The organism is Finegoldia magna (assembly GCF_018371055.1).
GTDB classification, from domain to species: domain Bacteria; phylum Bacillota; class Clostridia; order Tissierellales; family Peptoniphilaceae; genus Finegoldia; species Finegoldia magna_I.
The window spans coordinates 1-5106 of record NZ_JAGYZD010000125.1 but is presented as its reverse complement, the minus strand read 5'-3'; the positions used below and the strand labels follow the sequence as shown (position 1 = coordinate 5106).

Sequence of the window (5106 nt, the reverse complement as noted above, 5' to 3'; positions counted from 1 at the left end):
TCTGTCCATGAAAGCACCAGGGTCTCCTTCATCAGCATTACAAATAACATATTTTTGACTGTTTTCTACTTTAAATGCTGATTCCCATTTTCTACCTGTTGGGAAACCTGCTCCACCACGACCTCTTAATCCTGATTTTTTCATTTCTTCAATTATGTATTTTGGGTCTAAATCAAAAATGGCTTTATGTAATGCTTGATAACCATCTGCGCCAATATATTCATTCAAAGATTCTAATTGAATTTTTTCTACATTTCTCAATGCAATCTTAAATTGTTTGTCGTAGAAATCAACCGAATTGTATTTCAAAATTTTGTCATCTTGTTTTGCATTTTCGTACACTACATCTTCATCAACCTCATCATTAACGATTGATTTGTCTACAATGCTTTTAACATCAGATAACTTAACTCTTGTGTAGAATATTCCTTCAGGATACACAACAACGTTAGGACCAGTTTCACAAAGTCCAATACATCCAACTGGAACAACCGCAACATTATCAATATTTTCTTCTTCTATATATTTATTGAACTCATCAATCAAAGATTTTGCTCCTGTAGCTTCACAACCAGCTCCACCACACACAACAATTTGTTTTTCCTTTGGATTTGTATGTTCAACATAAATTTTATCCTTTACGAGTTCACGCATTTTAATGTTTTTTGCAAACTCATCTCTTATCTCATTAAGTTTTTGAATATCCATAATAAACCCCTAAATTAATTATATTTACTAACAATAGATTCTAATTCGTTAACAGCTACCTTACCATACACATCTCCATTAATTACAATAACCGGAGCTAATGCACATAATCCAACACATCTACATGCAGTAATGGAAAATTTTTGGTCTTCAGTAGTGCTTCCTGCTGGAATTTTCAAAATCTCTTGTAGTTTTTCAGAAACTCTTTGAGCTCCTTTTACATAACAAGCAGTTCCTTCGCAAACTTGAATATCGTACTTTCCTTTTGGAATCAAAGAAAATTGTGCGTAAAAAGTAATAACACCGTAAATTTCTGACAAAGGAATGTCCAATATTTTAGAAATCATAGTGATAATTTCCTTTGGTAAATACCCAAATTCATCTTGTGCACGTTGTAATACCGGCATCAATGGACCCTTAATGTCCTTTTTGCTTCTCACAAATTCTCTAAATTCTTCGACTTGAGAAGCATGTTCTTTTAAGTCAAATGTAAAACTCATTAAAATCCTCCTAAAAAATTGTTTTCCTTCAGTTATTAAGATTATTTTCTTATTTATATTTTTTATTATACCACTTATATTTCCTAAAGTAAATTAGTATTTTGTTTAAAATCCTTATTAATATTCATTATCACTTTATTAACTAGCATAATATCGCATTATTTATGTATATATATTCTTATAAATGTATCTTTTGGTTAATCAACTTTAATATAATGATAAAGTAATTGACAAAAGTATTTTATATTTACTTTACCGTTTTAAACCAATACGTTTGTCAAAAAACTTATGAAAATAATTTCCTTATGTTTTATAAAAAATAACGAAATATGATATAATATACGTTAGTAAATTAATTGGAGGTTATATGGATTTTATTATAGGTACATCTGGCCATATCGATCATGGAAAAACTACATTAATAAAAGCTTTAACCGGAAATAGTACTGATAGACTACCGGAAGAAAAAAAGAGAGGAATTTCTATCGATTTAGGTTTTAGCTATTTTGATCTTCCAAGTGGTCAAAGAGCTGGAATAATAGACGTGCCAGGTCATGAAAAGTTTGTAAAAAATATGATGACTGGTACTTTTGGAATGGACATGATTCTTTTATGTATCGACTGTAAAGAAGGTGTAATGCCACAAACTGTTGAACATTTGGATATACTTAGATTTTTAAATAAAACTGAAGGTATTGTTGTCTTGACAAAAAGAGACTTGGCGACTGATGAAGAAACACAAAAGACAACCGAACAAGTAAAAGAATTAGTTAAAGGAACTTTCCTTGAAAACTGTCCTGTTTGCGAAGTGGATTCTGTTTCAAAAAGAGGAATAGATAATTTAATTCAAATGATAGATTCTGAATCTAAGAAATTAAAGCAAAAACACGCTGAAAGAGATTACAGAATGAATATCGACAGAAAATTCAATGTCAAAGGAATTGGAACAGTTGTTACTGGAACACTTCTTGATGGAGATATTCACAAGGGAGAATCTTTTATATATCCTATTGAAAAAGATATTAATATTAAAAACATTCAAGTTCACAATAAAAATGTAAATGTCGCTCACCCATCCCAAAGAGTTGCTTTGAATATCAATCTAAATTTGGATGAAATCGACAGAGGATATGTTATTGCCAAGAAAAACTCACTAAAAGCTTTCAATATGATAGATGTTAGACTTACGCTACTTGAAAGCGCCTCTCCTCTTAACCATTGGGACAGAGTTAGATTATTCCATGGAACAAAAGAAATTTTCGGAAGAGTTGTTCCTCTTGATAAGCAAGTAATACAACCAGGTTCTCAAGCTTTGGTACAAATAAGACTTGAAGAAAAAATCTATGCAAAAACATCTGATCCATTTATTTTAAGACAATTCTCACCACAAGTTACAATCGGTGGCGGTATTATAATAGATGGTTCTGTAAGAAAACATAAGTTATTTGATGAAGAAATCATTGAAAATCTTAAAATCAAAGAAGAAGGTAAAATCAAAGATATCATCCTAAATTATCTAAAAGATGAAACTTTCCCTACTAAAATAGATGACTTGGTGTTCTATTCTTCTGAATCAAAGGACAAAGTTTTAAAAGAGTTGGATGAACTAAAACAAGAAGATAAAGTTGTAATTAGAAATGATAAAGTATTAGAAAAAGAAGCTTATTTAAAATTATTAGGTAAATTAAAAATGTTTGTGATATCATTCCACAAAACAAATCCTTTGTTACCTGGAATTAACAAAGAAGAACTTCTTAAAAAATTGCAACTTGATGACGATAGACCTTTCTTCAATTACATGATTAAAGATTTAATCGACCAAGAAGTTTTGATGGAAGAAAGTGGTATAATATCATCTAAATGTCACAAAGTTCAGTTAAGTGATGAAGATGAAAAAATCAGAAAGAAAATGCTTCAAGATATTTGCCAAAACCAATTCGACAAATTATTGAAGATAGACAATGTTGTTCACAACCAAAAGGACAAGACTATTTTGGGAATTTTATTGCAAAAAGATGTCGTAATTTTAAGAGATAACTTCTTGATTTCTAAAAAATGCTACGACAAATTTATTAAAACTGTCGATGATCACTTTGATAAGAACAAAACTTTGAATGTAAAAGAACTCAAAGATATGCTTAATATGTCAAGAAAAAGTGCAATCACCCTTCTAGAAACATTGGACATTAAAGGCTATACTAAGAGAATTGAAAATGACAGAGTTAAAGTAAAAGATTTTAAATAATAGAATTGGGCTTTGCTTATGCATTGCCCTAATCTATTATATTTATTACAGTTTTGTGAATTGAATGTAAAATAATTTGTAAATTACTTGTAGTTTTGGTATAATATTAAGGTATTTGGGAATTGATGGGTGCTGGTGTGCCCTGCGGTCTTCAAAACCGTCTCAGGTAGTTAGGAGCTGCCCGGGTAGGTTCGATTCCTACCATTTCCCGCCATACATACTCTAGATAGCTAAATTTAGCTATCTATTTTTTTTGGAGTACTAAAAAAGTACTAAAAAAAATCAGTGAGTGTTGAAATATTTTAACATTCACTGATTTTTTGTTTTATAGATATTTCTTCAAAGCTTCTGCTTTATCACATTTTTCCCATGATAAATCCAAATCATTACGTCCGAAATGTCCGTAGCTTGCAATATCTCTATAAATTGGTCTTTGTAAATCCAATTTGTCGATGATTGCTTTTGGTCTTGCATCAAAGTTTTCATTTATTGCTTGAATAATTTTTTCTTCTTCGATTTTATTTGTTCCAAATGTGTTAATAAACATACTGATAGGTTTTGCAACTCCGATTGCATAAGAGAAACCTACTTCACATTTGTCGCAAAGTCCTGCTGCTACGACATTTTTTGCGATATATCTTGCAAAATATGCTGCTGATCTATCTGTTTTTGTAGGGTCTTTTCCACTGAATGCTCCACCTCCGTGATTACAGAATCCACCGTAAGTGTCTACTATTATTTTTCTTCCTGTAAGTCCAGCATCTCCCATTGGTCCACCAATTACGAATTTTCCTGTTGGGTTGATGAAGAATTTTGTGTTTTCATCAATCATAGATTCATCTACGATTTTCAAGATAACTTCTCTTTTGATGTCTTCTTTTAATTGTTCGTAATCAACATCTGGATCGTGTTGTGTTGAAACTACTATAGCTTCAATTCTTTTTGGAGCGTCGTTTTCGTATTCAACAGTTACTTGTGTTTTGCCATCTGGTCTCAAATAATTCAAGATTTTTTCTTTTCTTACAGTAGCAAGTCTTCTAGCTAATTTGTGTGATAATTCCAATGGCAATGGCAATCCTGATTCTGTTTCATTAGTTGCATAACCAAATACCATTCCTTGGTCTCCTGCACCGTATCTATCGTATTCGTCTGATTTGTTGCCCTTGTATTCTTCAGATTCATCAACGCCTTGTGCGATATCTGTAGATTGTTCCTCCAATGAAGTGATGATTGCGCAAGTTCTTGCATCAATACCATAATCTGCATTATCATATCCAATTTCAGCCAAAGTTTTTCTAACTATTGATCTGATGTCTACGTAACTTGTTGTAGTTATTTCTCCCATTACCATAACAAGTCCTGTTGTTGAACAAGTTTCACAAGCAACCCTTGCATCCTTGTCTTCTTTAATAATAGCATCTAATATTGCATCAGAAATTTGGTCACAGACTTTATCAGGATGACCTTCAGTAACTGATTCAGATGTTAAAAATATGTTTTTCATAGTACCTCCATAAAAAAATCCTCACCTGAAAAGGTAAGGATGTGTAAACTTATCTTTCAGGATTTCCTGTGGGATTTAGCACCTAATTTAATAGGTTGCTGAGTTTCATAGGGCCCATTCCCTCCACTACTCTTAATAAGATAATTATC

Annotated in this window: 4 protein-coding genes, 1 tRNA gene and 1 riboswitch; of the genes, 2 read left to right on the top strand and 3 right to left on the bottom strand. The window is 31.5% G+C overall.

Annotated features, from left to right (window positions below):
* Both KHW44_RS06280 and KHW44_RS06275 read right to left on the bottom strand, forming a co-directional pair.
* Positions 1-708 (bottom strand): NAD(P)H-dependent oxidoreductase subunit E (locus KHW44_RS06280; RefSeq protein WP_304067313.1); only part of this gene is annotated, 708 nt, incomplete at its 3' end.
* Between the two features lie 14 nt (positions 709-722).
* Positions 723-1208: an NAD(P)H-dependent oxidoreductase subunit E gene (locus KHW44_RS06275; RefSeq protein ID WP_294685046.1), complete on the bottom strand. Its 486-nt coding sequence runs from the start codon at positions 1206-1208 to the stop codon at positions 723-725.
* Positions 1209-1575: 367 nt separating this feature from the next.
* On the opposite strand from KHW44_RS06275, the gene selB reads away from it, so the two are divergent.
* Both selB and KHW44_RS06265 read left to right on the top strand, forming a co-directional pair.
* On the top strand, positions 1576-3453 hold the full coding sequence (selB, locus tag KHW44_RS06270) for a selenocysteine-specific translation elongation factor (RefSeq protein ID WP_304067308.1): 1878 nt from the start codon (positions 1576-1578) through the stop codon (positions 3451-3453).
* A gap of 117 nt (positions 3454-3570) precedes the next feature.
* A tRNA-Sec gene (locus tag KHW44_RS06265) sits at positions 3571-3667 on the top strand.
* Positions 3668-3778: 111 nt separating this feature from the next.
* Here the strand turns inward: KHW44_RS06265 and metK are convergent.
* On the bottom strand, positions 3779-4957 hold the full coding sequence (metK, locus tag KHW44_RS06260) for a methionine adenosyltransferase (protein WP_304067305.1): 1179 nt from the start codon (positions 4955-4957) through the stop codon (positions 3779-3781).
* Positions 4958-5003: 46 nt separating this feature from the next.
* Positions 5004-5099, bottom strand: a riboswitch (SAM riboswitch).
* Positions 5100-5106: the final 7 nt, after the last annotated feature.